The 23,541-nt window shown below is 70.2% G+C and carries 19 protein-coding genes and 1 pseudogene; 11 read left to right on the top strand and 9 right to left on the bottom strand.

Features of this window, described 5'->3' with window-relative positions; translation table 11 throughout:
- From G3I60_RS38705 to G3I60_RS38720, 4 genes and pseudogenes are all read right to left on the bottom strand, one after another.
- A pseudogene (locus G3I60_RS38705) lies at nucleotides 1-496 on the bottom strand (hypothetical protein); the annotation flags it as partial.
- Nucleotides 478-1,206: an ABC transporter ATP-binding protein gene (locus G3I60_RS38710; RefSeq protein ID WP_138356728.1), complete on the bottom strand. Its 729-nt coding sequence runs from the start codon at nucleotides 1,204-1,206 to the stop codon at nucleotides 478-480. The gene G3I60_RS38710 and the pseudogene G3I60_RS38705, both read right to left, overlap by 19 nt.
- A 239-nt stretch (nucleotides 1,207-1,445) precedes the next feature.
- The gene (locus G3I60_RS38715) at nucleotides 1,446-2,807 is read right to left on the bottom strand and encodes an aspartate aminotransferase family protein (protein ID WP_138356727.1); all 1,362 of its coding nucleotides are present in this window, start codon (nucleotides 2,805-2,807) and stop codon (nucleotides 1,446-1,448) included.
- A gap of 2 nt (nucleotides 2,808-2,809) precedes the next feature.
- On the bottom strand, nucleotides 2,810-3,298 hold the full coding sequence (locus G3I60_RS38720; RefSeq protein WP_138356726.1) for an Lrp/AsnC family transcriptional regulator: 489 nt from the start codon (nucleotides 3,296-3,298) through the stop codon (nucleotides 2,810-2,812).
- A 189-nt stretch (nucleotides 3,299-3,487) separates the two neighbouring features.
- Here G3I60_RS38720 and G3I60_RS38725 point away from each other — a divergent pair, with 189 nt between their 5' ends.
- Both G3I60_RS38725 and G3I60_RS38730 read left to right on the top strand, forming a co-directional pair.
- On the top strand, nucleotides 3,488-4,924 hold the full coding sequence (locus tag G3I60_RS38725; RefSeq protein WP_138356725.1) for a gamma-aminobutyraldehyde dehydrogenase: 1,437 nt from the start codon (nucleotides 3,488-3,490) through the stop codon (nucleotides 4,922-4,924).
- 164 nt (nucleotides 4,925-5,088) lie between these two features.
- Nucleotides 5,089-6,261, top strand: a complete 1,173-nt coding sequence (locus G3I60_RS38730; RefSeq protein WP_164298100.1) for a spermidine/putrescine ABC transporter substrate-binding protein — start codon at nucleotides 5,089-5,091, stop codon at nucleotides 6,259-6,261.
- Here the strand turns inward: G3I60_RS38730 and G3I60_RS38735 are convergent.
- Together G3I60_RS38735 and G3I60_RS38740 are read right to left on the bottom strand one after the other, a co-directional pair.
- The gene (locus G3I60_RS38735) at nucleotides 6,203-6,994 is read right to left on the bottom strand and encodes a glycerophosphodiester phosphodiesterase (RefSeq protein WP_343241830.1); all 792 of its coding nucleotides are present in this window, start codon (nucleotides 6,992-6,994) and stop codon (nucleotides 6,203-6,205) included. The two genes, G3I60_RS38730 and G3I60_RS38735, sit on opposite strands and share 59 nt — an antisense overlap.
- A 155-nt stretch (nucleotides 6,995-7,149) precedes the next feature.
- On the bottom strand, nucleotides 7,150-8,193 hold the full coding sequence (locus G3I60_RS38740; RefSeq protein WP_138356722.1) for an adenosine deaminase: 1,044 nt from the start codon (nucleotides 8,191-8,193) through the stop codon (nucleotides 7,150-7,152).
- Between the two features lie 121 nt (nucleotides 8,194-8,314).
- Here G3I60_RS38740 and G3I60_RS38745 point away from each other — a divergent pair, with 121 nt between their 5' ends.
- Nucleotides 8,315-9,322 carry a DUF4190 domain-containing protein gene (locus tag G3I60_RS38745; RefSeq protein ID WP_164298102.1) on the top strand — a complete coding sequence of 336 codons (1,008 nt, stop codon included), beginning with the start codon at nucleotides 8,315-8,317 and terminating at the stop codon, nucleotides 9,320-9,322.
- Nucleotides 9,323-9,341: 19 nt separating this feature from the next.
- Here G3I60_RS38745 and G3I60_RS38750 read toward each other — a convergent pair whose 3' ends face one another.
- Nucleotides 9,342-11,024, bottom strand: a complete 1,683-nt coding sequence (locus G3I60_RS38750) for a PucR family transcriptional regulator (RefSeq protein ID WP_164298103.1) — start codon at nucleotides 11,022-11,024, stop codon at nucleotides 9,342-9,344.
- Nucleotides 11,025-11,318: 294 nt separating this feature from the next.
- On the opposite strand from G3I60_RS38750, the gene G3I60_RS38755 reads away from it, so the two are divergent.
- The 8 genes from G3I60_RS38755 (at nucleotide 11,319) to G3I60_RS38790 (ending at nucleotide 20,892) form a co-directional block, all read left to right on the top strand.
- The gene (locus tag G3I60_RS38755) at nucleotides 11,319-12,833 is read left to right on the top strand and encodes a gamma-aminobutyraldehyde dehydrogenase (RefSeq protein ID WP_164298104.1); all 1,515 of its coding nucleotides are present in this window, start codon (nucleotides 11,319-11,321) and stop codon (nucleotides 12,831-12,833) included.
- 72 nt (nucleotides 12,834-12,905) lie between these two features.
- Nucleotides 12,906-14,150, top strand: coding sequence for a spermidine/putrescine ABC transporter substrate-binding protein (locus tag G3I60_RS38760; RefSeq protein ID WP_138356718.1), 1,245 nt, complete (start codon nucleotides 12,906-12,908; stop codon nucleotides 14,148-14,150).
- A 38-nt stretch (nucleotides 14,151-14,188) separates the two neighbouring features.
- Nucleotides 14,189-15,337: an ABC transporter ATP-binding protein gene (locus G3I60_RS38765; RefSeq protein WP_138356717.1), complete on the top strand. Its 1,149-nt coding sequence runs from the start codon at nucleotides 14,189-14,191 to the stop codon at nucleotides 15,335-15,337.
- Nucleotides 15,334-16,275: an ABC transporter permease gene (locus G3I60_RS38770; protein ID WP_164298105.1), complete on the top strand. Its 942-nt coding sequence runs from the start codon at nucleotides 15,334-15,336 to the stop codon at nucleotides 16,273-16,275. The genes G3I60_RS38765 and G3I60_RS38770 overlap by 4 nt, the downstream gene beginning before the upstream one ends.
- Complete coding sequence (locus G3I60_RS38775) at nucleotides 16,275-17,063, top strand: ABC transporter permease (RefSeq protein WP_138356715.1); 789 nt, start codon at nucleotides 16,275-16,277, stop codon at nucleotides 17,061-17,063. Before G3I60_RS38770 ends, G3I60_RS38775 begins: the two co-directional genes overlap by 1 nt.
- Before the next feature lie 61 nt (nucleotides 17,064-17,124).
- Nucleotides 17,125-18,519 (top strand): FAD-binding oxidoreductase, encoded by a 1,395-nt coding sequence (locus tag G3I60_RS38780; RefSeq protein WP_164298106.1) that lies wholly within the window; start codon nucleotides 17,125-17,127, stop codon nucleotides 18,517-18,519.
- Nucleotides 18,520-18,729: 210 nt separating this feature from the next.
- A complete protein-coding gene (locus G3I60_RS38785; RefSeq protein ID WP_138356713.1) occupies nucleotides 18,730-19,182 on the top strand; it encodes a hypothetical protein in 453 nt (150 codons plus the stop codon).
- A 204-nt stretch (nucleotides 19,183-19,386) separates the two neighbouring features.
- Nucleotides 19,387-20,892 carry a CoA-acylating methylmalonate-semialdehyde dehydrogenase gene (locus G3I60_RS38790; RefSeq protein ID WP_138356712.1) on the top strand — a complete coding sequence of 502 codons (1,506 nt, stop codon included), beginning with the start codon at nucleotides 19,387-19,389 and terminating at the stop codon, nucleotides 20,890-20,892.
- Here the strand turns inward: G3I60_RS38790 and G3I60_RS38795 are convergent.
- Both G3I60_RS38795 and gabT read right to left on the bottom strand, forming a co-directional pair.
- Nucleotides 20,784-21,779: a phosphatase PAP2 family protein gene (locus tag G3I60_RS38795; protein ID WP_164298107.1), complete on the bottom strand. Its 996-nt coding sequence runs from the start codon at nucleotides 21,777-21,779 to the stop codon at nucleotides 20,784-20,786. The genes G3I60_RS38790 and G3I60_RS38795 overlap by 109 nt on opposite strands.
- 146 nt (nucleotides 21,780-21,925) lie before the next feature.
- Nucleotides 21,926-23,257: a 4-aminobutyrate--2-oxoglutarate transaminase gene (gene gabT, locus G3I60_RS38800; RefSeq protein WP_138356710.1), complete on the bottom strand. Its 1,332-nt coding sequence runs from the start codon at nucleotides 23,255-23,257 to the stop codon at nucleotides 21,926-21,928.
- Between the last annotated feature and the right edge of the window lie 284 nt (nucleotides 23,258-23,541).

A 23,541-nucleotide genomic window follows, 5' to 3' on the forward strand; every position in this document is an offset into this window, starting at 1 on the left:
CGGGGGCGGCCCGGCGCGGCCACAGGCTGGCGGTGCTGGCCGCCGCGGCGAGCAGCGGTACGGCGGCGAGCAGCGTCAGCGCGCCCGCGACGGGCAGCGGACGGTCCGAGCCGAACGCGTCGGGGGCCGTTCCGCCGCGCACCTCAAGGAAGACCAGCAGGGCGACGACACTGCCCAGCGCGCACGACAGTGCGGTGGTCGCGGCGGCCAGCAGCGGCACCCCGCCGCGGCCGAGACCGGCCGCGGCGAGCCCGGAGTGCAGCCGTCCGCTGGGCTCGGACCGGGACACGGCCACCGAGAGCTGCAGGGCGGCGGCGAACGGGACCACGCACCAGGCGAGCCGGGCGCCGGCCGCCGACGGGTTCCCGGGGTGCCCCATGGCGTAGCCGAGCGCGGCCAGCAGCAGAAAGCCGGTGCCCGCGGACGTGGCGGCGACCAGCAGCCGGCGGAGCAGGACCGTGGGGGCGGATCCGCGGGCTACACGGAGGCTGAGCACGACGCGGCACCCTCCCGGTCCTGGGCGGGCATGGCGGCCGCCGGCCGCCCGTCGACCAGGGTGATGACCCGGTCGGCCACGGCGGCGACCTCGGGATCGATGGTGGCGAGCACCACGGTGATGCCGTGCGAACGCGCGGCGCTGGTCAGCATCCGCAGGACCTGGGCGCGGTCCGCGCGGTGCAGCGGCGCGGTGGGCTCGTCGGCGAAGACGATTTCGGGGAGGGTGACCAGGGCGCGGGCGATGGCCACCCGCTGGCGCTGCGCCTGGAGCAGTTCTGCCGGCCGTTTGCGGGCCACCGAGCCGACGTCGAGGCGGTCCAGCCACTCCTGTGCGGTGGTCTTGGCCGTGCGGTGCGGAATGCCGCAGAGCAGCAGCGGCAGGGCGGCGTTCTCCCGGGCGGTGAGTTCCGGCAGCAGCTGCGGGGTGCCGCCGATCCAGCCGAAGCGGTCGCGGCGCAGCCGCTCGCGCGCGGCCAGCGGGAGGGTGTGCACCGGTGCGCTGTTGAACCACACCTCGCCCTGGTCGGGCAGCAACTGCCCGGCCAGGCAGCGCAGCAGGGTCGTCTTGCCGGAGCCGCGCGGTCCCAGCAGGCCGAGGATCTCGCCCTCGCGCACACCCAGCGAGACGCCGAGCAGCGCGGGAGAGCCCTGGAAGGAGTGGCGCAGGGCGCGGGCCCAGAGCACATCGTTGTCGGGCGGGGCCACCATTGCCGATTACCTCCGCGAGTCGTTCCCCCTGGCTCGGTCAACGAATGCGGGGGAGACCGGTCACTGCGTTGGCAGGCTAAGGATTTCCCGGACCCGATCGGGTGAGCCACGGCGCCGGGGTCGCCCGAACGGCCGCATATGACGTCTCGTCCCAGGAGCTGACCCCGGAAACGCGGCGGCGCGCCGGGCGCACCCCATGGGGGCCGCCCGGCGCGCCGGGGTGGATCACCGCGAAGCGGTCAGAGCTTGGTCCACGCCTCGGTGAGGACGGCGCGGAGGATGCCCTCGATCTCGTCGAAGGTCTCCTGGGTGGAGATCAGCGGCGGAGCGAGCTGGACGACCGGGTCGCCCCGGTCGTCGGCCCGGCAGTACAGACCGTTCTCGAAGAGCGCCTTCGACAGGAAGCCGTACAGGACGCGCTCGGTCTCCTCGTCCGTGAAGGACTCCTTGGTGACCTTGTCCTTGACGAGCTCGATGCCGTAGAAGAAGCCGTTGCCGCGGACGTCGCCGACGATCGGCAGGTCGTGCAGCTTCTTCAGCGTGTTGAAGAACGCGTCCTCGTTGTCGAGCACGTGCTGGTTGAGGCCCTCGCGCTCGAAGATGTCGAGGTTCGCGATGCCGACCGCCGCGGAGACCGGGTGGCCGCCGAACGTGTAGCCGTGCAGGAAGGTGTTGTCACCCTTGTAGAACGGCTCGGCCAGCTTGTCGGAGATGATGCAGGCGCCGATCGGGGAGTAGCCCGAGGTCATGCCCTTGGCGCAGGTGATCATGTCCGGGATGTAGTCGAACTTGTCGCACGCGAACATGGTGCCGAGGCGGCCGAAGGCGCAGATGACCTCGTCGGAGACGAGCAGCACGTTGTACTTGTCGCAGATCTCGCGGACCCGCTGGAAGTACCCGGGCGGCGGCGGGAAGCAGCCGCCGGCGTTCTGCACCGGCTCCAGGAAGACACAGGCGACGGTCTCCGGGCCCTCGAACAGGATCTCCTGCTCGATCTGGTCGGCGCAGTACCGGCCGTAGGCCTCCGGGTCGTCGCCGAAGATCGGGGAGCGGTAGATGTTGGTGTTGACCACCTTGTGCGCACCGGGGACCAGCGGCTCGAAGGGAGCCTTGAGGGCCGGCAGGCCGGTGATCGACAGGGCGCCCTGCGGGGTGCCGTGGTAGGCGACCGCGCGGGAGATGACCTTGTACTTGGTCGGCTCACCCGTGAGCTTGAAGTACTGCTTGGCGAGCTTCCAGGCGGTCTCGACCGCCTCACCGCCACCGGTGGTGAAGAAGACCTTGTTCAGGTCGCCGGGGGCGTAGTTCGCCAGCCGCTCGGCCAGTTCCACGGCCTTGGGGTGGGCGTACGACCAGATGGGGAAGAAGGCCAGTTCCTGGGCCTGCTTGTACGCGGTCTCGGCGAGCTCGTGGCGGCCGTGACCGGCGTTGACCACGAACAGCCCGGAGAGGCCGTCGAGGTACTTCTTGCCCTTGTCGTCGTAGATGTACGTGCCCTCGCCGCGCACGATGGTCGGCACAGGGGCGTTCTCGTACGACGACATGCGGGTGAAGTGCATCCACAGGTGGTCGTACGCGGTCTTCGAGAGGTCCGCGTTCATGGCTATCTGGTTCCCCAGGTGTAGGTCTGCTTCCGGAGCTTCAGGTAAACGAAACTCTCGGTGGTCCGCACGCCGGGCAGGGCGCGGATCCGCTTGTTGATCATTTCCAGCAGGTGGTCGTCGTCCTCGCAGACGATCTCGATCAGCAGATCGAAGGAACCCGCCGTGATGACGACGTACTCGACCTCGCCCATTTCGGCGAGGGCGTCGGCGACCGGTTCTATGTCGCCCTCGACGTTGATGCCGACCATCGCCTGCCGCCGGAATCCGACGGTGAGCGGGTCGGTCACGGCGACGATCTGCATGACCCCCTGGTCCTGCAGTTTCTGGACGCGCTGCCGTACGGCCGCCTCGGAGAGGCCTACGGCCTTGCCGATCGCGGCGTAGGGCCTGCGCCCGTCCTCCTGGAGCTGCTCGATGATCGCCTTGGAGACGGAGTCGAGCACTCCGGAGCCGGTGGTGCTCTTCGGATCCGTACTACGAGTGGCCACGAGTCCCACTGTGCAGGAGAGGTCGACGGTCCCGCAACCCCTGAACGATGAAATTCGTGGTTCTGGTGCTCGAATCTCACTGATTCCATCGTTCTGGGGATCCGGGTATGTCGAACACGGCAGTGATGCGACTAGGCTCGATTACTCTGGAAGCGTCTCACCCATCGGACACAGGACAGGAGAGGTGCAGTGAGCGAGCTCAAGCGTCTGCGCAACTACATCAATGGAGAGTTCCGCGACGCCGCCGACGGGCGGACCACGGATGTGGTGAACCCTGCCACCGGTGAGGTCTACGCCACCGCGCCGCTGTCCGCCGCCGCCGACGTCGACGCCGCCATGGCCGCCGCCGAGGCGGCGTTCCCGGCCTGGCGCGACGCCACTCCCTCGGTACGCCAGCGGGCCCTGCTGAAGGTCGCCGACGCGATCGAGGCACGGGCGGACGAGCTGGTCGCGGTGGAGAGTGAGAACACCGGCAAGCCGCTCGGCCTCACCGCCAGCGAGGAACTGCCGCCGATGGTCGACCAGATCCGCTTCTTCGCGGGTGCGGCCCGACTGCTCGAGGGCCGCTCCGCCGGCGAGTACATGGAGGGCATGACCTCCATCGTCCGCCGCGAGCCGGTCGGCGTCTGCGCGCAGGTCGCGCCGTGGAACTACCCGATGATGATGGCCGTCTGGAAGTTCGCCCCGGCGATCGCCGCGGGCAACACCGTCGTCCTCAAGCCGTCGGACACCACCCCCGCCTCGACGGTGCTGCTCGCCGAGATCCTCGGCGAGGTGCTGCCCAAGGGCGTGTTCAACGTCGTCTGCGGCGACCGCGAGACCGGCCGCGCCATGGTCGAGCACAAGGTCCCGGCGATGGCTTCCATCACCGGTTCCGTCCGGGCCGGCATGCAGGTCGCCGAGAGCGCCGCCAAGGACGTCAAGCGCGTCCACCTGGAGCTCGGCGGCAAGGCGCCCGTCGTGGTCTTCGGCGACGCCGACATCGCCAAGGCGGTCGAGGACATCTCGGTCGCGGGCTTCTTCAACGCCGGCCAGGACTGTACGGCCGCCACCCGCGTGCTCGTCCACGAGTCGATCCACGACGAGTTCACCACCGCGCTCGCCAAGGCCGCCGCCGACACCAAGACCGGCGCCGCGGACGACGAGGACGTGCTCTACGGCCCGCTGAACAACGCCAACCAGCTCGCCCAGGTCAGCGGCTTCATCGAGCGGCTGCCGGCACACGCCAAGGTCGAGGCGGGCGGCCACCGGGTCGGCGACAAGGGCTACTTCTACGCCCCGACCGTCGTCTCCGGCCTCAAGCAGGACGACGAGATCATCCAGAACGAGGTCTTCGGACCGGTCATCACCATCCAGCCCTTCACCGACGAGGAGCAGGCCGTCGAGTACGCCAACGGCGTCGAGTTCGCCCTCGCCTCCTCGGTGTGGACCAAGGACCACGGCCGCGCGATGCGGATGTCCAAGCGTCTCGACTTCGGCTGTGTGTGGATCAACACCCACATCCCGCTGGTCGCCGAGATGCCGCACGGCGGCTTCAAGAAGTCCGGCTACGGCAAGGACCTCTCCGCCTACGGCTTCGAGGACTACACCCGCATCAAGCACGTCATGACGTCCCTGGACGGCTGACCCGCCCCTGCCCCAGCGGCACCCCGGCCCCGGCCCCGGACGCGCACGCCGCGTCCGGGGCCGTCGCACGTCCCGGCCGCGAGACACAGTGTCAGGCAGTTGGGGGGTACGGCTGACGGATCGCTCGTTGCCCCGGGCATCCGGCGGAAGGGAGGGTGTGCCGCATGAGTGATCTCTCCCGTCGTTCGGTGCTGCGTGGATTCGGGCTGGCAGGGCTGCTGGCAGCCGCCTCGGCATGCGGTGTACCGCCGGCGCACATAGACGCGGCGGACCGGGCGGCCCGCGACCGTTCGGCGCAGGACAAGAAGCTGAACTTCGCGAACTGGCCGCTCTACATCGACGTCGACGAGAAGAACGCGCAGAAGCGTCCGACCCTCGACGCCTTCACCGCGCGCAGCGGGATCAAGGTCCAGTACACCGAGGAGATCAACGACAACGACGAGTTCTTCGGGAAGATCAGCCCGGCCCTCATGAACCACCAGGACATCGGCCGCGACCTGATCGTCGTCAGCGACTGGATGGCCGCGCGGTACGTACGCCTGGGCTGGGTGCAGCAGATGGACCGCTCCCGGCAGCCCAACGTCACCAAGTACCTCGACCCGCTGCTGCGGAACCCCGCCTTCGACCGGGGCCGCCGGTCCGCCGTGCCGTGGCAGTCCGGGATCACCGGCATCGCCTACAACAAGAAGGCGCTCGGCCGCGAGATCAAGCACGTGTCGGACCTGTGGGCCCCGGACCTCAAGGGGAAGGTGACGCTGCTGTCCGGGATGGACGAGGCGTTCGCGCTGCTCATGCAGGGACAGGGCGTCGACGTCACCAAGTGGACGGCGGACGACTTCCACCGGATGACGGACCAGGTGGCTTCTCTGGTGCGCAGCAAGCAGATCCGGCGCTTCACCGGCAACGACTACACCAAGGACCTGTCGTCCGGCGATGTGCTGGCCTGCCAGGCGTACTCGGGCGATGTCGTCCAACTGCAGTCCGACAACCCGGACATCGAGTTCGTGGTGCCCCAGGAGGGCGCGGAACTGTGGGCCGAGAGCCTGATGATCCCGAACCTGGCCGAGCACAAGAGCAACGCCGAGGCGCTCGTCGACTACTACTACGACCCCGAGGTCGCGGCCGAACTCGCCGCCTACGTCAACTACGTCTGCCCGGTGCCGGCCGCACGCGATGTACTCGCCTCGTCCAAGGACGAGGACACCGCAGCCCTCGCCGAGGACCCGCTGATCTTCCCGGACGACGAGATGCGCAAGCGGCTCGTGGTGGCCCGCGACATCACGCCGGAGGAGCGCCCGGAGTTCGAGAACCGGTGGAACCTGATCGTCGGCCTGTGATCAGGGCCGGTGATCCGGGCGGGCCGTCGAGGAGTCCGCGCAGGACGTCCAGGCGGTTGGTGGTGACCGAGTCGACGCCGAGGCCGAGCAGCCGCGCCATGGTGCGGCGCAGGTCGGCGGTCCAGGCCGCCACGAGCAGCTCCCGCTCGTGCGCCCAGCGGACCAGCGGTGGATCGATCAGCCCGAACCGCAGATTGATCCACCGCGGCCGGACGGCGTCGAGCAGTGCCTGCCCGGGCAGCGCCGAGGTCTTCCAGGTCAGGGCGATCTCGGCGGCCGGGTCGTGCCGCCGCACGGCGAGCATGGCGCCGGCCTCGCCGCAGTAGTACGCGCGGGACTCCGCTCCCGCCTCCCGTACGGCGGCCACCGAGGGCCCGGCCTGGTCCGCGGCGGTCAGGTCGAGCAGCGCCCGGCCGGTCCCGTGCCCGGTGACGGCGGTCAGCGCGTCGTGCAGCGTCGGCACGCCGCCGGCCGTGCGCCGCCGCACCTCCTCGGCGGTGAGTTCGGCGACGGCGTCCCGGTGCCCCCACAGCCGCTTCAGCGTCGGGTCGTGCAGGAGCACGGGGACGCCGTCGCGGGTGAGGCGCACGTCGATCTCCACCGCGTCGGCGCCCGCCCGCAGGGCGGAGCGCAGCGACGGCAGGGTGTTCTCGCGGTGGTGGAACGGGTCGCCGCGATGGGCGACGGCTAGGCCCTGTCCGACCCATCCCGCCTGGCCCGGAGCGCCTGGCACGCGCGCTCTCCCCCAGCTACCGCTGGGAGGTGCCCCCAGTTGTCGGCTCATCCACGTACGCCCGGTACGAGGATGACCCTCCGCCTTGCGATCGCACGCACCGGACGCCCCGGGCCCCGCCTTCCGGGCGGACGCCGCCATGTGTCGGACATGACCTAGCGCCACGCCGCCGTGTACGCGTCGATCTCGGCGGTGAGCCGCGTCTTGCCCGGCGCGTCGAGGAACGACGCCTCGACAGCGTTCTTCGCCAGCCCGGCGACGCCGGCCGCGTCCAGGTCCAGCAGGCGGGCGGCGATCGCGTACTCGTTGTTCAGATCGGTGCTGAACATGGGCGGGTCGTCGCTGTTGATGGTGACGAGCACACCGGCCTCGACCATCTGCCGCAGCGGGTGCTCCTCGAGCGTGCGGACCGCGCGGGTGGCGATGTTGGAGGTCGGGCAGACCTCCAGCGCGATGCGGTGCTCGGCCAGGTGCTCCAGCAGCCGCGGGTCCTGGACCGAGCTGGTGCCGTGCCCGATCCGCTCGGCGCCGAGCAGGTTGATCGCGTCCCAGACGGTCTCCGGACCGGTGGTCTCGCCGGCGTGCGGCACGCTGTGCAGGCCGATCGCGCGCGCCCGGTCGAAGTACGGCTTGAACTGCGGGCGCGGCACACCGATCTCGGGGCCGCCGAGCCCGAAGCTGACCAGCCCCTCCGGCCGCAGCTCGGTCGCGATCCGCGCGGTCTCCTCGGCGGAGGCGAGCCCCGCCTCGCCGGGAATGTCGAAGCACCAGCGCAGCACGACCCCGAGCTCGGACTCGGCGGCCTTGCGGGCGTCCTCGATCGCCTCGACGAAGGCGCGGTCCGGGATGCCGCGGTTGGTGGAGGAATACGGCGTGACGGTCAGCTCGGCGTAGCGGATGTTCTGCCGGGCCATGTCGCGGGCGACCTCGAAGGTCAGCAGCCGCACGTCCTCGGCGTCGCGGATCAGGTCGACGACGGACAGGTACACGTCGATGAAGTGCGCGAAGTCACGGAAGGTGAAGTACTCGGCCAGCGCGGCGGGATCGCTGGGGACCCGGGAGTCCCGGTGCCGGGCGGCCAGTTCTGCGACGATCCTCGGCGAGGCGGATCCGACATGGTGGACATGCAGCTCGGCCTTGGGCAGCCCGGCGATGAAGGTGTCGAGGCCGGGTACGCGTCCGGGTGCGGTGTCGGTCATGCGGATCCTCCAGGCAAGTCAGCGGTGGAGCCATCGTAGACGGCGCCCCGGGTCGTGCGAGGGCCTTCCCCCGCCGTACGCAGGCCATAGCATTGCCGGACGTAGTCAGAGGAAGGCCGCAATGTCCGACCAGCCCGACAGCCCCGCGCCCCGCAACCCCTGGGCGCCGCCCGCGGACGTCCCGCCGCAGGCCGGACCGGGGCCGAGCCCGGCGGACACCGGCCCGCCGCTGCCGCCGCTGGCACCGGGAACTGACCATTACGCCGCCGGCCCTCCGTACGACCAACAGGGTCCCCACCCGGGTCAGTACCCGCCGTACGAGCAGTACCCGGGCGCGGGCGGCGGCTACCCGGGCTATCCCGGCTACCCGGGGTACCCGATGGGCCCGTACGGCGGCTGGACCCCCTCGCCGCGCAACGGCTACGGCCTCACCGCGCTCGTACTGGGCATCGTCGGCGCTGTGCTGTCGGTCATGTGCTTCTTCGCGGTCCTCGGCGCTCCGCTGGGCATCGCCGCGATCATCTTCGGGATCGTCGGACGCCGGATCGCCAAGCGCGGCGAGTCGACCAATCCCGGGCAGGCCCTGGCCGGGCTGATCCTCGGCATCGTCGCGACCGTGCTGTCCGCCGGAATGCTGATCACCATAGGCGTGTCGATAGGGAACGGCTGGCTGGACGAGGGCGACGGGATGCGCAAGCCCGACCAGGGCAGCTACGGATCACCGCTGTCCGTCGGCGAGACCGCCGAGTACGACGGCGGGCTGCAGGTCACGGTCGCCGATGTACAGGACCCCGGCCCGGCGCAGACCGCCGAGGGTGCCGCGGGTGCCGAGGGCGGTGACAGCGCGCTGAAGTTCACCGTCACGCTGAAGAACACCGGCGGCGACACGCAGAACCTGGACTACGCGGACGTGTCCGCGTACGCGGACCAGGCGGGGGACAACCCGCTCAAGGACATCTCGGGACAGGACGGCTTCAGCGGCCAGCTCGCCCCGGGCGCCGAGCGGTCGCTGGACTTCATCGTCGTCGTCCCCGACCCCTCCACCGATTCCGTCGAGGTCGACGTGTCCCCGGGCGACTCCTACGACTACGCGTACTGGGACGTGCCCGTTCCCGTACCCGCCTCGTAGGTCCTGACGCGGACCGCGGTCAGCGGCGTACGGCCTCCAGGGCCAGCAGCGCGACGTGCAGTGACAGGCACGACTCCACCTGGTCGAGGTCGACGCCCAGGATCCGTTCCACCCGGTGCAGCCGGTCGTAGAACGAGGGGCGGGACAGGTGTGCGGCATCGGCCGCCGCCGACTTGTTGCGGCCGTTGTCCAGATAGACGGAGAGGATGCGGACCAGGTCGGAGCCGTGTTCCGCGTCATGGGCGAGCAGCGGGCCCAGCTCGCGCTCGACGTAGGTCTGCAGCCGTGCGTCGTCGCGCAGCAGGTGCAGCAGTCCGCGCAGCCGCACGTCGGGCAGCCGGTAGTACGTCCCGGCCCTGCGCCGCTCCGCACCCCCCGGTGAACCGTGCAGCGCCGCGTCGGCGACCTGCGCCGCTTCCAGCAGGGTGCGCCGCGCGTCGCGCAGCGAGCCCACCGAGGAGCCGGCCGCCATCACGAACGCGGGCGCCTCGGACGCCGGGTCGACGATCCGGTCGAGCGCGGCGGCGAAGCCTTCCAGCGACCGGTGCTCCTCGTCGTGCGGGCCCAGCGACACCAGGACGCCGACCGCGCCGTCGTCGAGCGCCCCGGTCAGTGCGGTCAGCCCGCGCTCGCGCACCGCGAGCGCCACGTTCTCGGTGAAGTCCCGCAGCCGGGACTGCGCCTCCAGTGCCGCCGACGCCGGCCCGCCGCGCAGCCGCAGCATGACGCCGACCAGCCGGCGCCCTTCGAGCGGCACGCCCAGCGCCCGAGCGCGCAGCGCCACGTCGGAGACGGTCAGCGCGTGGGTGAGGATCCCGGAGAGCAGGGTGCGGTGGGTCTGGCGTTCCAGCGATTCGCGGTCGCGCTCCAGCAGCCGGTTGAGGGCCAGGGTGGCGGCGCCCCGTTCGAGGAGGACCGCGTGCCGGTGCGGACCGGTCGTCGTGACCGGGCGGCCCTCGCCCGAGGTGCGCGGCGGCGGACCGGGCTCGCCCACCAGCACGAGCCGGCCCCAGTCGCGGCCGCGCGCGCCGACCGAGGTGACGAGCCAGCCGGCCCGCCGGTCGTACCCGGTCCTGCCGGCCGGGGCCACCCCGCGCGAGCGCCGTTCCCAGCCGTCCAGCAGCGCCTCCGGGTCGTGGCCGGCCGGGTCGAAGGCCAGCACCTGGTGCGAGAGGTTCTCCAGCACGACCGGCGCGCCCGCCATCCGGGCCACCTCCCGGACGACCTCGTCGGCCTCCGCGCCCTCGACGGACAGTTCGTTGAAGGTCTGGTGCACGGCCTCCGAGGCGCGCAACTCGGTCAGCTGCGCGTCCACCACATGGGCGTGCACCGCCTGGGTGACGCTCACGAACCGCACCTCGGTGCGCAGCGCCACCAGCGGGAGGCCGCGCCGCTCGGCGGCCCTGACCAGCGGCCGCGGCAGCACATCGGCATACCGCCGGCCCAGCTCCACCACCAGCCCGGCCGCGCCGACGTCCGCGAGGGCGTCGATGTACTGGGCCAGCGACTCCTTGTCCTCCGGGAGCATCACGCCGGTCGTCAGCACCAGCTCGCCGCCCTGCAGCATCCCCGCGATGTCGGCCAGCTCGCTGATGTGCACCCAGCGCACCGGCCGGTGCAGCCCGGCGGCGCCCGCGACGACCCGCGGCGCGCCGCGGCGCAGCGCGTCGAGTTCCAGGACCTGGGCGACGGTGGGAAACACGGTGTGACCTCCGGTCGGGACGGCGTCCGGCGTGGCCTGACGCCACTGCCGGGGGCAGAGTGTAAAGCTCTCCGCGCCACCGGTTGCGGTGTGACGGTTACGCCGCGCGCAGCGCTCCGGCATCGTGCCTCGGGACGCCGGGGAAAGCCACTGTGTGGCAGATCACGGAAGACAGATTTCGTCGCGTAACCAAAAGGCAACAACGGAATCCCTTGTTGGCCCAAGGCTACTCTGCCAGGATCAGCCATCAATCCAGTCTTCGGCCACGGCGCCAAGCGGATGCGAGGAGACACCATGGACCACCGTTTCGACGTGAAGAACCGGTTCGCGGACGGGGCCCAGTACATCGCCGGAGCCTCGCGGCCGGGCACCTCAGGCCACCAGCACTCCGTGGTCGACCCTGCCACCGGTGACGCGGTGTACACCTACGAGCTCGCCGGGGCCGCGGACGTGGACGCCGCCGTCGCCGCCGCGAAGGCCGCCCTCCCCGGCTGGTCCGGTGCCACTCCGGCTGAGCGCTCCACCGCGATGCACCGCTTCTCCGAGGTGCTGGCCGAGCAGGCCGACGACCTGGCCTTCGTGGAGTCGCTGCAGTGCGGCAAGCCGCTGCGGCTGAGCGCCGGGTTCGACGTACCGGGCACCGTCGACAACACCGCGTTCTTCGCGGGGGCCGCCCGCCATCTGGAGGGCAAGGCCGCCGGCGAGTACTCGGCCGACCACACCTCCTACGTGCGCCGTGAGCCGGTCGGCGTCGTCGGCTCGATCGCGCCCTGGAACTACCCGCTGCAGATGGCGGCCTGGAAGGTCCTGCCGGCCATCGCCGCGGGCAACACCATCGTGCTCAAGCCCGCCGAGCTGACCCCGCTGACCTCGCTGATGTTCGCCCGCGCGGCCACCGAGGCCGGTATCCCGGACGGTGTGGTCAACATCGTCAGCGGCGCGGGCAAGGAGGCCGGCGAACACCTCGTCGGCCACCCCGACGTCGCCATGACCTCCTTCACCGGCTCCACCGGCGTCGGCAAGCGCGTCGCCGAGATCGCCATCCGCACCGTCAAGCGGCTGCACCTGGAACTCGGCGGCAAGGCTCCCTTCGTGGTCTTCGATGACGCGGACCTGGAAGCGGCCGTGCACGGCGCGGTCGCCGGCTCTCTGATCAACACCGGCCAGGACTGCACCGCCGCGACCCGCGCCTACGTCCAGCGGCCGCTGTACGACGCGTTCGTCGCCGGGGTGGCCGACCTCTTCGCGGGCATCAGGCTCGGCGACCCGTTCGACCCGTCGACCGACCTCGGCCCGCTCATCTCGCACCTCCAGCGGGACCGCGTCGCGGCGATCGTCGACCGCTCCCGCGCGTACGCCACCGTCGTGACCGGCGGCGAGGCCCCCGGCGACAAGCTCGCGGCGGGCGCGTACTACCGCCCCACCCTCATCACGGGCGCCGCGCAGGACAGCGAGATCGTCCAGTCCGAGATCTTCGGCCCGGTGCTCGTCGTCCTGCCCTTCGACAGCGACGACGAGGGCCTGGCGCTCGCCAACGACACCCCGTACGGCCTGGCCGCGTCCGCCTGGACCCGCGACGTCTTCCGCGCCAGCCGGGCCACCCGCGAGATGAAGGCAGGCTGTGTCTGGATCAACGACCACATCCCGATCCTCAGCGAGATGCCGCACGGCGGCTACAAGGCGTCCGGCTTCGGCAAGGACATGTCCGCGTACTCCTTCGAGGAGTACACGCAGGTCAAGCATGTGATGTACGACAACACCGCGATCGTCCGCAAGGACTGGCACCGCACGATCTTCGGAGACCGATAACCCGGTCGGACCCCGGACTCCGGCCGGACCCCAGGCGGTTCCCGGCCGGCCTCCCGTGAAAGGGCACAGCGCATGGAGCAGTACGAGACACTCTCGCCGCCCCAGCTCGCGGCGATACGGCGCACCATGACCAACGGGCGTGGTGCCCTCGCCCGCCGGTCGCTGCTGCGCGCCGCCGGACTCGGCGCCGTGGCGACGGCAGGGCTGACCGGCCTCACCGGCTGCGGCATCCCCGCCGCGGGCGGCCAGAAGGACGCCGCCGCCACGACCGAGGACCACTCCGGGTCGGAGAAGACGGTCAACTTCTCCAACTGGACGGAGTACATCGACGTCACGGACGACGGGAAGCACCGTCCGACACTCGACGCCTTCGGCAAGCGCACCGGTATCAACGTCAAGTACACCGAGGACATCAACGACAACGTCGAGTTCTTCGGCAAGGTCAAGCCACAGCTCGCCGCCGGCCAGGACACCGGCCGCGACCTGATGGTGCTCACCGACTGGCTGGCCGGCCGCATGATCCGCCTCGGCTGGGTGCAGAAGCTCGACGCGTCCAACCTGCCGCACGCGTACGCCAACCTGGAGCAGCGGTTCCGCAGCCCCGACTGGGACCCGGGCCGCGCCTATTCGTACCCATGGACCGGTATCGCCACCGTCATCGCCTACAACAAGAAGGCGACCAACGGCCGTAAGGTCACCTCGGTCTCGCAGCTGCTGGACGACCCCACGCTCAAGGGCCGGGTCGGGATGCTCACCGAGATGCGGGACACCGTCGGCATGACGCTGATGGACATGGGCAAGAACCCCGCCTCCTTCACCAACGACGACTTCGACGCGGCGATAGCCCGGGTGCAGAAGGCCGTCGACTCCAAGCAGATCCGCCGCTTCACCGGCAACGACTACACCGCGGACCTCTCCAAGGGCGACATGGCCGCGTGTCTCGCGTGGGCCGGCGACCTCGTCCAGCTGAAGATCGACAACCCGGACATCGAGTACGTCTTCCCCGACGCGGGCTACCTCTCGTCGACCGACAACCTCGTGATCCCCAACAAGGCGCGGCACAAGAAGAACGCCGAGCGGCTCATCGACTACTACTACGAGCCGCCGGTCGCCGCCCAGCTCGCGGCCTACATCAACTACGTCTGCCCGGTGGCGGGGGTACGCGACGAACTCGCGAAGATCGACCCGGCGCTGGCCGCGAACACGCTGATCCTCCCGGACGCCGCGATGGCCGCCAAGACGCACTCCTTCCGCCTGCTGTCCTCCGCCGAGGAGACCGCGTACGAGCAGAAGTTCTCCAAACTCATCGGCGCCTGACCGCACCTGACGACTGACGACTTACGGGAAGCGACCCCATGACACACGACTCCTCCGGCGGCGAGGTCATCCTCTCCGGGATCAGCAAGCGGTACGGCGCCTTCACCGCCGTCCACCCGCTCGACCTCACCATCCCGCAGGGCTCCTTCTTCGCCCTGCTCGGAGCCTCCGGCTGCGGCAAGACCACGACCCTGCGCATGATCGCGGGCCTCGAGGACCCCTCCTCCGGCACCGTGTCCCTGTCCGGCGAGGACGTCACGGCCCTCCCGCCGTACAAGCGCCCGGTGAACACCGTCTTCCAGAACTACGCGCTCTTCCCGCATCTGGACATCTACGAGAACGTCGCCTTCGGCCTGCGCCGGCGCGGCATCAAGTCGGTGAAGAAGCAGGTCGAGGACATGCTGGAGCTCGTCGAACTGGGCTCGATGGCCCGCCGCAAGCCGAACCAGCTCTCCGGTGGCCAGCAGCAGCGCGTCGCGGTCGCCCGCGCTCTCATCAACCACCCCAAGGTGCTGCTGCTCGACGAGCCGCTCGGCGCCCTGGACCTCAAGCTGCGCCGCCAGATGCAGCTGGAGCTCAAGCGCATCCAGACCGAGGTCGGCATCACCTTCGTGCACGTCACCCACGACCAGGAGGAGGCCATGACCATGGCCGACACCGTCGCGGTGATGAACGGCGGACGGGTGGAGCAGCTCGGCGCCCCCGCCGACCTGTACGAGAACCCGGGATCGACGTTCGTCGCGAACTTCCTCGGCACCTCCAACCTCATCGAGGCCGAGGTCACCGGCACCTCGGGCGACGATCTGCTGCTCGTCGCGGGCGGCCAGAAGCTCGCGCTGCCCACCGCGCGCTGTTCGGCGAAGACGGCCGTGGGCGGCCGGGTGCTGGCCGGCGTGCGCCCCGAGAAGATATCCGTCGCGCACCGCGACGACGAGGACTCGATCGCCGACGGGCGCAACCGGATACCCGGCCGCATCGTCGACTCCAGCTTCATCGGCGTCTCCACCCAGTTCGTGATCGACAGCCCGGTCTGCCCGGAGCTGGAGGTCTTCGTGCAGAACGTCGACCGTGACTCGCGGCTGGTGCCCGGCGCCCCCGTCGTCCTGCACTGGAACCCCGCGCACACCTTCGGCCTCGACGCGGCCCAGGACATCGACGCCGGTGTGCAGGAGGTGGAAGCCGCATGAGCACCGTCACCGACCGGCCGCCCGCCGCGCCGGAGACCCCGGCGCCGGTCCCGGCCGCGATGCGCCGGGCCGCAGGGCGCAAGCGCCGGGTGCCGTACTGGCTGCTGCTGCCGGGCATCGCCTGGCTGCTGGTGTTCTTCGTGGCGCCGATGATCTACCAGGCGTCCACGTCCGTGCAGACCGGCTCGCTGGAAGCGGGCTTCAAGGTCACCTGGCACTTCGCGACCTACTGGGACGCGCTGACCGAGTACTACCCGCAGTTCCTGCGCTCGTTCGAGTACTCCGCCATCGCGACCGTGCTGTGCCTGGCGATCGGCTACCCGCTCGCGTACACCATCGCCTTCCGGGCCGGCCGCTGGCGCAACGTCATCCTCATCCTGGTCATCGCGCCGTTCTTCACCAGCTTCCTGATCCGCACCCTCGCCTGGGAGACGATCCTGGCCGACGGCGGATTCGTGGTGCAGACCCTCAACCAGCTGCACATCCTGGATCTGACGTCGTCGCTCGGCATCACGCAGGGCGACCGCGTACTGGCCACACCGCTCGCGGTGATCTGCGGTCTGACGTACAACTTCCTGCCCTTCATGATCCTGCCGCTCTACACCTCGCTGGAGCGCATCGACGGCAAGCTGCACGAGGCGGCCGGCGACCTGTACGCCAAGCCCTTCACCGTGTTCCGCAAGGTGACCTTCCCGCTGTCCATGCCGGGCGTGGTCGCGGGCACCCTGCTCACCTTCATCCCGGCGACCGGCGACTACATCAACGCCGAACTGCTGGGCACCACCAACCAGAAGATGATCGGCAACGTCATCCAGTCCCAGTTCCTGCGCGTGCTCGACTACCCGACGGCCGCCGCCCTGTCCTTCATCCTGATGGCGGTGATCCTCGCGATGGTCATGTTCTACATCCGCAAGGCCGGAACGGAGGAGCTGGTCTGATGCGCTGGATACGGAAGAACCTGGTGGTCTTCGCGGGTGTGCTCTGCCTCGCGTACCTGATCCTGCCGAACCTCGTCGTCATGGTGTTCTCGTTCAACAAGCCGAACGGGCGCTTCAACTACGAGTGGACACGCTTCTCCACCGACGCCTGGGAGCACCCCTGCGACGTCGCCGACATGTGCGGCTCGCTCGGCCTCAGCCTGCAGATCGCGCTGTACGCCACGATCGGCGCGACGGTGCTGGGCACGATGATCGCCTTCGCGCTCGCCCGCTACCGCTTCAAGGCGCGCGGCACGACCAACATGCTGATCTTCCTGCCGATGGCGATGCCCGAGGTCGTGATGGCCGCCTCGCTGGGGACGCTCTTCCTCAACATGCGCGTCCCGTTCGGCTTCTGGACCATCCTCATCGCGCACATCATGTTCTGCCTGAGCTTCGTCGTCACCGCGGTCAAGGCCCGCGTGATGAGCATGGACCCGCGCCTGGAGCAGGCCGCGCAGGACCTGTACGCCTCCCCGCTCCAGACCTTCCTGCGGGTTACCCTCCCGCTGGTGGCACCCGGTATCGCCTCCGGCGCCCTGCTGTCCTTCGCCCTGTCCTTCGACGACTTCATCATCACGAACTTCAACGCCGGCTCGACGGTGACGTTCCCGATGTTCGTCTGGGGCTCGGCGCAACGCGGCACCCCGGTGCAGATCAATGTGATCGGCACCGCGATGTTCGTGATCGCGGTCCTCGTCGTCGTCGCCGGGCAGCTGCTCGGCAGCCGGCGCAAGGCCCGCGCGTAACACCGCACGTCCGTACCCGATCGACCGGAACCGAACCGATCACCAAAAGGTGTGAGAACAGATGGACCCAGCCCGTTCGCTCGCAGACGCGCGGCCGACACCCTTCTGGCTGGAGGATCCCGGCAAGCCGCAGCCGCTCGGCGCGCTCACCGGTGACGAGCACTGCGACCTGCTGGTCGTCGGCGGCGGCTACTCCGGGCTGTGGACCGCCCTGCTCGCCAAGGAGCGCGACCCGTCGCGCGACGTGGTGCTGATCGAGGGCAACGAGATCGGCTGGGCCGCCTCCGGGCGGAACGGCGGCTTCTGCGCCGCCAGCCTCACCCACGGGCTGTCCAACGGACTCACCCGCTGGCCCGGCGAGTTCGCCCGGCTGGAGGAGCTGGGCAACCGCAACCTCGACGAGATCGAGGCGGCGGTCGCCCGCTACTCCCTGGACTGCGAGTTCGAGCGCACCGGTGAGATCGACGTGGCCACCGAGCCGCACCAGCTCGAGGAACTGCACGAGGCCGCCGGGCAGGCGATGGAGCACGGCATCGCACTGGAACTGCTCGACCAGGACCAGGTGCGCGCCGAGGTCGACTCCCCGACGTTCCTCGGCGGGCTGTGGGACCGCACCGGCGTCGCCATGGTGCACCCGGCCAAGCTCGCCTGGGGCCTCAAGCGCGCCTGCCTCGGGCTGGGTGTCCGCATCCACGAGCACACCCGCGCCACCGCGCTCACCGCGAACGGCGCCGGCATGGCCGTCCGCACCCCGTACGGCCGGGTCTTCGCCCGGCAGGTCGCGCTCGGCACGAACGTGTTCCCGTCGCTGGTCAAGCGGGTACGGCCGTACATCGTCCCGGTGTACGACTACGCGCTGATGACCGAGCCGCTCAGCGAGGAGCAGCTCGCCTCCATCGGCTGGAAGAACCGCCAGGGACTGGGCGACAGCGCCAACCAGTTCCACTACTTCCGGCTCTCGGCCGACAACCGGATCCTGTGGGGCGGCTACGACGCCATCTACCCCTACGGCGGCCGCCTCTCCGCCGAGCGCGACCAGCGCCCGGAGACCAACCTCAAGCTCGCCCAGCACTTCTACCGCTGCTTCCCGCAGCTGGAGGACGTGCGCTTCACCCACACCTGGGGCGGCGCCATCGACACCTGTTCGCGCTTTTCGGCGTTCTTCGGAACCGCCCACGGCGGAAAGGTGTCTTATGCGGCGGGATACACCGGCCTGGGCGTCGGTGCCACCCGCTTCGGCGCGGACGTCATGCTCGACCTGCTGTCCGGCGAACGCACCGAACGCACCGAACTGAAGATGGTCCGCAGCAAGCCGATGCCGTTCCCGCCCGAGCCGTTCACCTCGGTCGGGATCGGCCTCACGAAGTGGTCGCTGGACCGCGCCGACCGCAACGAAGGCCGGCGCAACCTGTGGCTGAAGGCGATGGACAAGGCGGGACTGGGCTTCGACAGCTAGGGACCGTCGTCGGATCATTCGACGACACGACCTGGGGGAGTGCGCCCGGGGGCACTCGTCGTGTGCGCCTCGCGCCCCCCAGGCGCACCCCTGCCCGGAAGCCGTGAGCCGCCGCACTACCAATCAGTAGCCGAACCCGCGTAATGATCCGCGCTTCCGGCCCTCTCTTCCGTGTCAGCAGTATCAGCTTCACGGAACGGAGGAACCGGCATGGGCAGCGCCGGTGCGAAGAGTGCGGTCGAATGGCTGGTATCCGCGGCACCCGATCCGGAGGCCTGCCGGTGGGACTGGGAACGCAACCCCCTCGGGGTGACGTTGCTGCCCGCCGGCAGGCTCTGGGACGTTCTGATCCTGGCGGGCGAGCTCGGCTATCCGACCCTGGACGTGCTCACCCGGCTCGTCGACCGGCCCGGGCCGGTCCTGTCCGACTTCGGGGACTCCCGCATGGGGTTCTTCGTACCTCCGGGAACGGCCGCCCGCTGGATCGCCACCGGTGTGCGCAGCGCGGGCCGCGGCACCTGGATCGTCGTCCCCTACCCCGGCCGGGCCACCGGCGGCGTCCGCTGGCTCATCCCGCCCGACGGCACCGGGCACCTCACCGATCCGGTGATTCTGGAACTGGCGATGCACGAGGCCGTCGCGCAGCTCGCGGGTGACGGCTGACCCGCCGGGATCCCCGGATTCCCCCCTGGGTTCCCCCTGGACTCCGCTCGGGTTCCCCCCGGAACCGGCCCGGAATCCTTCCGCGGACACCGGCTGTCCGACGATCTGTAAGGCCCCGCGACGCGCCGCCGACACGTTGCTGCTTGTACGCCTCGCCATGCCCTCGCAAGACTGGCAGCAGGCTTACGAGAGAAGGGTCCCCCCGTGTCCACCAAGAACATCACCCACTGGATCGCCGGCCAGGCATGGACCGGCACCGCGGAGCGGCGCGGCGATGTGTACGACCCGGCCACCGGGGCGGTCACCGGACAGGTGGACTTCGCGTCGATCCGTGAGGTCGACCAGGCCGTCAGCGCCGCCGTCGAGGCGTTCCCCGACTGGCGCAGCGCGTCGGTGGCCAAGCGCAGCCAGGTGCTCTTCGCCTTCCGCGAGCTGATCAACTCCCGCCGTGACGAGCTGGCCTCGATCATCGTCTCCGAGCACGGCAAGGTGCACTCGGACGCGCTGGGCGAGATCGCCCGCGGTATCGAGGTCGTCGAGTACGCGTGCGGCATCCCGCAGCTGTCGAAGGGCGGCTTCACCGAGCAAGCCTCCACGGGTGTCGACGTCTACTCGATCCGCCAGCCGCTCGGCCCGGTGGCGATCATCTCCCCGTTCAACTTCCCGGCCATGGTGCCGATGTGGTTCTTCCCCATCGCCATCGCCGCGGGCAACACGGTGGTCCTCAAGCCCTCGGAGAAGGACCCCTCGGCCGCCAACTTCATCGCGGGGCTGTGGAAGGAGGCCGGTCTGCCGGACGGCGTCTTCAACGTCGTGCACGGTGACAAGGTCTCCGTCGACCGCCTGCTGGAGCACCCGGACATCAAGGCCGTCTCCTTCGTCGGCTCCACGCCGATCGCCCGGTACGTGTACGAGACCGGCACCAGCTACGGCAAGCGCGTCCAGGCCCTCGGCGGCGCCAAGAACCACATGCTGGTGCTGCCCGACGCGGACCTCGACCTCGCGGCCGACGCCGCCGTCAACGCCGGGTTCGGCGCGGCAGGCGAGCGCTGCATGGCCATCTCCGTCCTCGTCGCCGTCGACCCGGTCGGTGACGAGCTCGTCGAGAAGATCAAGGAGCGCATCGCCGGTCTGAAGGTCGGCCCCGGCTGCAACGGCGACTCCGAGATGGGCCCGCTGGTCACCGGCGTGCACCGCGACAAGGTCACCTCCTACCTCGACGCGGGCCTCGCCGACGGCGCCACGCTCACCGTCGACGGCCGCAAGCACCCGATCTCGGGCGAAAACACCGCCGATGGCTTCTGGCTCGGCCCGACGATCTTCGACAACGTCAAGCCGGGCATGTCCGTGTACGACGACGAGATCTTCGGCCCGGTGCTGTCCGTGGTGCGGGTCGACTCGTACGACGAGGGTCTGGAGCTCATCAACAGCAGCCCGTACGGCAACGGCACCGCGATCTTCACCAACGACGGGGGCGCGGCCCGCCGCTTCCAGTACGAGGTCGAGGTCGGCATGGTCGGCATCAACGTCCCGATCCCGGTCCCGGTCGCCTACTACTCCTTCGGCGGCTGGAAGAGCTCGCTCTTCGGCGACACGCACGCCTACGGCGAGGACGGCGTCAAGTTCTTCACCCGCGGCAAGGCGGTGACGCAGCGCTGGCTGGACCCGAGCCACGGCGGCATCAACCTGGGCTTCCCGACGAACAGCTGAACCGCTCGCTGGCCGTCAGCGCCGGGCAGGTCCGTACTCCGGGCCTGGCCGGCGCTGCTGTCGGATGAGCCGGCCGGGGTCATGGCCACTCCCGACAGCAGCGCCGCGCACAGGCACCAGCTGCCCAGGACGTCCAGCGGCCAGTGGTACCCGCACCACACCAGCGACACCCCGACGGCGGCCACCACCAGCAGGACCGCGGCGGCGAGCAGCCGTCGCAGGGCGGCGTTCCGGACGAGCGGGAGTACGAGAAGAGCGGCGGCGCCGAGGGCGACCGACGCCGACGCCGTGTGCCCGGACGGGAAGAAGCCGGGGTAGGAGCCGGGGCCGAGGCGGCGGTGGCCGGGGGAGGGGCGGGCGACGAGGGTCTTGGTGACGCTGACGATCAGCGGGACCGCGGCCATGGCCAGCGCCGCGGCCAGCGGGCGCGCCCACCACCGCGACAGCCCGGCCCGGCGGCCGCGCCAGGCGCTTGCGCCGATGGCGGCGGCGAGGAGCGGCACCGCGATCTGCGCGTTGCCGAGGTCGCAGAAGAACTGCCCGGTGCCGTGCAGGCCCCGGTGCCGCGCGGCGGCGTGCTGGAAACGCCGGAGCAGCCACCGGTCGGCGTCCACCAACGGGCCACCGGCGACGACCTGCCAGGTGATCAGCGCGAAGAGCAGCAGGCTGACGGCCAGGACCAGGTTCAGGGCAAAAGTCGGCCGCCCCGGAACAGGGGGGAGAGTTCCGAGGCGGCCAGGTCGATCTCCGTGCCGCTCGGCCCGGGGGGTTTGGGACGAGCGGTCGATCGATCGGCGAAGAGTGCCGAAACGCTTCGTTCCGGCGCTGTCGTGCGCGAGGGCACTGCTGTGCCGGCAATGGGGGGTCGCCGGCGCGGTGTCGCCCATGGTCACCCACGAGCGGGATGGTGCGGTGTATCTGCGGAAACCGTACGTCACCGGCGAGGCTGCCGGGAGAGCGATTACCCCTCCGCCATCAGGCCCGCACACCTTCTTCACCGATGCCGCCCCCTTACCCAGAGTTACACCGGGAGTCACACCCGGGTGAGGGCCTCCTCGATGATGTCCAGGCCCTCGTTCAGGAGATCTTCGCCGATGACCAGCGGCGGCAGGAAACGCAGCACGTTGCCGTAGGTGCCGCAGGTCAGAACGACCAGGCCCTCGGCGTGGCAGGCCTTCGCCAGGGCGGCGGTCACCGCGGCGTTCGGGGTCTTGGTGCCCGGCTCCACGAGCTCGACGGCGATCATGCCGCCGCGGCCGCGTACTTCACCGATCACGTCGAACTTCTCCTGCATCGCGTGCAGACGGCCCTTCATGACCTCCTCGATGCGCCGCGCGCGGGCGTTGAGGTCGAGCTCCTTCATGGTCTCGATCGCGCCGAGCGCCGCGGCGCAGGCCACCGGGTTGCCGCCGTAGGTGCCGCCGAGGCCGCCCGCGTGCGCGGCGTCCATGATCTCGGCGCGGCCCGTGACGGCGGCGAGCGGCAGACCGCCCGCGATGCCCTTGGCGGTGGTGATCAGGTCCGGGACGACGCCCTCGTCGTCACAGGCGAACCACTGGCCGGTGCGGCAGAAGCCGGTCTGGATCTCGTCCGCGACGAACACGATGCCGTTCGCCTTCGCGAACTCGGCGATCTTCGGCAGGAAGCCCTTGGCCGGCTCGATGAAGCCGCCCTCGCCCGCGATCGGCTCGATCACGATCGCGGCCACGTTCTCGGCGCCGACCTGCTTGGTGATCATGTCGATCGCCTGGGCCGCGGCCTCCTCGGCGCAGTTCTCGGCGCCGGTCAGCCAGCGGTAGCCGTAGGCCAGCGGTACGCGGTAGACCTCGGGTGCGAACGGCCCGAAGCCCTCCTTGTACGGCATGTTCTTGGCGGTGAGGGCCATCGTCAGGTTGGTGCGGCCGTGGTAGCCGTGGTCGAAGACGACGACCGCGGTGCGCTTGGTGTACGAGCGGGCGATCTTCACCGCGTTCTCGACGGCCTCGGCGCCGGAGTTGAACAGCGCGGTGCGCTTGTCGTGGTCGCCCGGGGTCAGCTCATTGAGCTGCTCGGCGACCTCGACGTAACCCTCGTACGGGGTCACCATGAAACAGGTGTGGGTGAAGTCCGCGAGCTGCGCGGTCGCCCGCCGCACCACGGCCTCGGCGCTGTTGCCGACCGAGGTCACCGCGATGCCGGAGCCGAAGTCGATGAGCGAGTTGCCGTCCACGTCCTCGAGCACGCCGCCGCCGGCGCGCGTCACGAAGACGGGGAGGGTGACGCCGATGCCGTTGGGGACCGCGGCGACCTTGCGGGCCATCAGCTCCTGCGACTTCGGGCCGGGGATCGAGGTGACGAGCCGGCGCTCCTGGGACAGTTCGGTCATGGCGGGCGTACTCCTCTTATATGTCCACGGGCTTTTCCCGCAGGCTAAGCGGGGGCCGCGCGGACCCGCTTACTCCGATAGGGCGCAGTGGCGGGTGATCATTCGACACGGCGGACAGTCCGCTTCCCGGCAGACCGTAGTCCTGGCGGCCGATTTCGGCACCCGCGCCTCGCGAAGCGCCATGATCCTTATGGACCGGTGTCCGCTCCACTACATTGAGTTCCGTCGCTGGCGACGAGGCTGAGGGGCGGCCGGTAGTGGATATCGAGGGTACGCAGGGATTC

Source organism: Streptomyces sp. SID13666, assembly GCF_010548325.1.
Lineage (GTDB): Bacteria > Actinomycetota > Actinomycetes > Streptomycetales > Streptomycetaceae > Actinacidiphila > Actinacidiphila fildesensis.

Coding starts and splice junctions, on each gene's coding strand:
- G3I60_RS38780 (WP_164298106.1), top strand. CDS start 17,125: ATGGACCCAGCCCGTTCGCTCGCAGACGCGCGGCCGACACCCTTCTGG.
- G3I60_RS38745 (WP_164298102.1), top strand. CDS start 8,315: ATGTCCGACCAGCCCGACAGCCCCGCGCCCCGCAACCCCTGGGCGCCG.
- G3I60_RS38715 (WP_138356727.1), bottom strand. CDS start 2,807: ATGAACGCGGACCTCTCGAAGACCGCGTACGACCACCTGTGGATGCAC.
- gabT (WP_138356710.1), bottom strand. CDS start 23,257: ATGACCGAACTGTCCCAGGAGCGCCGGCTCGTCACCTCGATCCCCGGC.
- G3I60_RS38775 (WP_138356715.1), top strand. CDS start 16,275: ATGCGCTGGATACGGAAGAACCTGGTGGTCTTCGCGGGTGTGCTCTGC.
- G3I60_RS38765 (WP_138356717.1), top strand. CDS start 14,189: ATGACACACGACTCCTCCGGCGGCGAGGTCATCCTCTCCGGGATCAGC.
- G3I60_RS38710 (WP_138356728.1), bottom strand. CDS start 1,206: ATGGTGGCCCCGCCCGACAACGATGTGCTCTGGGCCCGCGCCCTGCGC.
- G3I60_RS38755 (WP_164298104.1), top strand. CDS start 11,319: ATGGACCACCGTTTCGACGTGAAGAACCGGTTCGCGGACGGGGCCCAG.
- G3I60_RS38795 (WP_164298107.1), bottom strand. CDS start 21,779: ATGGGCGACACCGCGCCGGCGACCCCCCATTGCCGGCACAGCAGTGCC.
- G3I60_RS38785 (WP_138356713.1), top strand. CDS start 18,730: ATGGGCAGCGCCGGTGCGAAGAGTGCGGTCGAATGGCTGGTATCCGCG.
- G3I60_RS38760 (WP_138356718.1), top strand. CDS start 12,906: ATGGAGCAGTACGAGACACTCTCGCCGCCCCAGCTCGCGGCGATACGG.
- G3I60_RS38770 (WP_164298105.1), top strand. CDS start 15,334: ATGAGCACCGTCACCGACCGGCCGCCCGCCGCGCCGGAGACCCCGGCG.
- G3I60_RS38740 (WP_138356722.1), bottom strand. CDS start 8,193: ATGACCGACACCGCACCCGGACGCGTACCCGGCCTCGACACCTTCATC.
- G3I60_RS38730 (WP_164298100.1), top strand. CDS start 5,089: ATGAGTGATCTCTCCCGTCGTTCGGTGCTGCGTGGATTCGGGCTGGCA.